The sequence below is a fragment of the Streptomyces sp. YIM 98790 genome, assembly GCF_011421595.1.
In the GTDB taxonomy this organism is placed as follows: domain Bacteria; phylum Actinomycetota; class Actinomycetes; order Streptomycetales; family Streptomycetaceae; genus Streptomyces.
The window spans coordinates 1-3,287 of sequence record NZ_WTLH01000333.1 but is presented as its reverse complement, the minus strand read 5'-3'; the positions used below and the strand labels follow the sequence as shown (position 1 = coordinate 3,287).

3 protein-coding genes are annotated in these 3,287 nt (G+C 77.3%); all 3 read right to left on the bottom strand.

All coding sequences use genetic code 11. The features are described from left to right. On the bottom strand, positions 1 to 982 hold a 982-nt coding region (locus GQS09_RS28835), incomplete at its 3' end, for a CoA-transferase (RefSeq protein ID WP_279577808.1). Then, entirely contained in the window at positions 979 to 2,271 is a 1,293-nt protein-coding gene (locus tag GQS09_RS27665; RefSeq protein WP_165990261.1) for a beta-ketoacyl synthase, read from the bottom strand. The genes GQS09_RS27665 and GQS09_RS28835, both read right to left, overlap by 4 nt. Positions 2,272 to 2,554: 283 nt before the next feature. Then, positions 2,555 to 3,287: SDR family NAD(P)-dependent oxidoreductase (locus GQS09_RS27660; protein WP_165990260.1), on the bottom strand; the 733-nt coding region annotated here is incomplete at its 5' end.

The following is a 3,287-nucleotide window of genomic DNA, read 5'->3' as shown; positions in this document are numbered from 1 at the left end:
CGGTCCGCCCGGTCCGCCCGGTCCGCCCGGTGCGGCCGGTGCGTCCCGCCGCTCCGGCGGGCAGGCGCAGCCCGGCCAGGCGGCGCCTGCCCAGCCGGGCCAGGTAGCCGTGATGGCCGGTCACCCCCGAGACCCAGTCCGCGAACCAGCCGGCCGTACCCTCCGGCGTCCGGCAGGCCGCCGCCAGGTCGGCGAGGAAGCGGTAGTCGTCGAGATAGCCGGGGACACCGGCCCGCGGCAGCGGCGTCAGGCCCTGCGGGTGCGCGCCCCAGGGGCACACCGCGAGGCCGAGCACCCGGTCGGCGGGAACCGAGCAGCCGGCGCCGTCCGGCGGCCCGGCCACCCTCCGCTCCACGGTGGCGATCACCCCCCGGCGGGCGGCCAGGGCGCCCCACGGACCCTCTCCGAGCGGGCCGGCCAGGTAGAGATTGCCGCGGCGGTCCGCGCACTGGGCGTGGAGCAGCGTGACGTCGGGCCGCAGCGGGGGCAGCAGCAGGCCCTCGCCGGCAGCACCGCAGCGGCCGGACCGGCCCGGTTCCGCGGGGCCGTCCGCCGCCCCGGCCACCGGCCCGTGCGGCAGGTCGGACCCGGTCAACGAGGTGGTGACGGCGGCCGGAAGCCCGGCCGCGGCGGCGAACAGCCGCTGCGTCAGGGTCAGCAGGCTCCACTCCTCCACGGTGAACGGGACACCGTCGGGCAGGTCCCGGTACAGCCGGTTCGGTGCCGAGGCCGGCACCGTGTCCCCGGCGAATCCGGTGATCGCGTGGCGTACGGCACCGGCCATCACCAGGGCGTGCACACCGGCGTGCAGCGCGTTGGTGCTCACCGTGAACCGTCCCCGGCCGCCGAAGACGCGGGCCGCGGCGAGCACCAGGGCATTGGGGCGGGACATGGTGGAGGCGATGTGCAGGTGCTCGCCGGGCCGCAGATGCCCGGCGACCAGGCTGTCCGGGGTCCCGGGCGGGCCGGCCGGGGAACTCATGCGGCGCGCTCCAGCAGCACGGCCGAGCTCTGGCTGCCGATGGCGAACGCCAGCGACATCGCCGTGTCCAGGACCGCCGGGCGCGGGCCCTCGGTCACATGGTCGTGGTCGCACTCGGGGTCCGCCTCCTCGCAGTTGGCGGTGGGGGCCAGGCACTGACGGCGCAGCATCAGCGCGACCGCCGCGCAGTTGAGCAGCCCGGCGGCGCCGAGCAGATGCCCGAAGATCGGCTTGTTGGAGCCCAGCGGGGGCCACTGGGAGCGTTCCTCGCCGTAGAGGTGGGCCAGGGCCCGGCTCTCCGCGGCATCGTTGTAACGGGTGGCCGTGCCGTGGCCGCAGATGTAGTCCAGGTCGCCCGGGTCCCGGCCGGCCGCGTCCAGCAGCTCGCCGATCATGGCGGCGGTGGCCCGCCCGGACAGGTCCATGCGGGTGGCGTGGGCGGCCTCGTTGACGCTGTGCGCGGCGCGCAGCGCGGCATAGGGCCGGGCGCCCCGCGCCCGGGCGTGCCGCTCGTTCTCCAGCACCATCACCACGGCCCCCTCGCCCAGCACGAAGCCGTCCCGCCGCCGGTCGTAGGGCTTGACCGCCCGGGTGACCTCCGGCTCCCGGCTGAGCACGGTGCTGCCCGGCGCCGCGTAGACCTGGAACACCGGGGGCACCAGCGGCAGGTCGTAGCCGATGACGTACATGACGTCGGCCGCGCCGCGCCGGATCTGGTCGCCGGCCAGGGCGACCGCCTGGTGCCCGCCGACGCAGGCGTTGCTGACGGTGGTCACCAGACCGCGGGCGCCGAGCCGGATGGCGCTGAGCGTGGCCGGGGTGCCGGCCAGCGAGGCCAGGATGGCGCGGTCCGGGGACACCGGCGGCCAGTCGGTGCCGAGGTCCTCGCCCGAGGCGATCTGGTACCACCACTCGGCGGGACCGCGGGCGCTGGAGGCGACGATCCCGGTGCGGTCGGGCCCGGCGCCGTCCGGGCCGTCCAGCCCGGCGTCCCGGCGGGCGTTCTCCACCGCGGCCAGCACCATCAGGATGTCCCGGCTGTACCGCTTGGCGAAGTTGTCCGGCAGGTCGGGCAGGTGGCGGCGGTAGTCGAAGTCGCTGATCCGGCCGCCGCCGTGGATGCCGCTGCGGGCGCTGAGCTCCGGCGGGAGCCGGCTGATCTGGGGGTCTCCCTGCGCCAGGTGCCGCCAGGCGGATGCGACGGATTCCGCGCCCGGGAGGATGAAACCCAGGCCGGTGACGCACACGTCGTCGTAGGCGCTGCCCGGGGTGTTCGCGGTGCTTGCCATGGCGTTCCCCACAGTCGTGGTCGACGGGGCGGGATGCCGGGGGACCTACGGCCGGACGGCGCCCGGACCGGCGGCGTTCCCCTTGGGCCCGCTGTGCTTTCGGTCCTCGGTGCCATCCCAGCCGACGTGCCGCGGGCCGTACAGGGCGGCCCGGTACTGCCCGCCCGCCGTCCGGCAGGACGCCCGGTACCGGTCGCCGGGGGCGGGCCGGTGAGCGGCGCACCGGCGCACCGGCGTGCCGGCCCCTCCGGCCCGGCCGTGCCCGCGGGCTCCGCGGCCCGCGTCACTCCGCCCGGGCGGGCGGGCCGAGCGGAGGCAGCCCGGCCAGGCCGAATCCGCCGTCGGCCCGGATGCCCGCCCCGGTGACGTAGCCCGACGCGTCGCCGGCCAGGTAGCCGGTCCAGGCGGCCACCTCCTCGGGGCGGCCGGTCCTGCCCAGCGGGATGCGGGACAGCCAGCACTGCTCGAACTCCGGTGACACCACGTCCGACATCGGCGTGCGGATCAGCCCGGGGATCACGTGGTTGGCCCGGATGCCGTGGCGCCCCGCGGTGACGGCCAGGCAGCGCGTGTGGTGCGCCATGGCCGCCTTGGCCGCGCCGTAGCTCTCCATGTGCCGCACCAGCGCCGCGGAGGCGCCGACCGAACTGACCCCGATCACCGATCCGGTGACGCCGTGCCGGATCCAGTGACGGACGAGCCGCCCGGCGCACTCGGCGTAGCCGTGCAGGTTGAGGGCGAGGGAACGCTCCGGCAGGTCGCCGCCCGCCGAGGGCCGGTCCAGCCCGAACACGCCCGCCGCGTACACCAGGGCGTCGACCCGGCCCGCCGCGTCCAGGGCGCGGCGCACCAGCGCGGCGACGCCGTCGGGGCTCCCGGCATCGGCCGGGACGACGTGGTGCCGGGGCACGTCCCCGCTGTCCGCCGGGGGCGTCCGGGTCAGCCCGTCGGCGAGCTCCTCCAGCTCCGGCCGGCGCCGGGCGGCCAGCACGGTGCCGGCGCCGCGCCGGGCCGCG

Excerpts from the sequence above, each read along its gene's own strand:
- GQS09_RS27665 (WP_165990261.1), bottom strand. The coding sequence starts at position 2,271 with ATGGCAAGCACCGCGAACACCCCGGGCAGCGCCTACGACGACGTGTGC.